Genomic DNA, 312 nt, shown 5'->3' on the forward strand with positions numbered 1-312 from the left:
CGCGACTTCGTCGGCTTCAGCCGCGAAGCGGTGGAGCACCTGCAGAAGCTGATGGAAGAGTCCAACCTCTCCACCGGCGGCCACGTCCTGTTCGCCCACTACCAGCAAGGCATGACCGACTACCTGGCGATCGCCCTGCTGCACCACAGCGAAGGCGTGGCGGTGAACGAGTCGCTGGAGGTCACCCCGTCGCGCCACCTGGACCTCGGCCAGTTGCACCTGGCCGCGCGGATCAACATTTCCGAGTGGCGCAACAACAAGCAGTCGATGCAGTACATCTCGTTCATCAAGGGCAAGGGCGGGAAGAAGGTC

At 63.5% G+C, this 312-nt stretch carries 1 protein-coding gene; it reads left to right on the forward strand.

What is annotated here, in order from left to right; translation table 11 throughout:
• Positions 1–312, forward strand: a 312-nt coding sequence (locus HMPREF2924_RS08710; RefSeq protein ID WP_177344957.1) for a nucleoid-associated protein, incomplete at both ends; no start/stop codon positions are given.

Source organism: Pseudomonas sp. HMSC063H08 (genome assembly GCF_001813645.1).
Classification (GTDB): domain Bacteria; phylum Pseudomonadota; class Gammaproteobacteria; order Pseudomonadales; family Pseudomonadaceae; genus Pseudomonas; species Pseudomonas aeruginosa.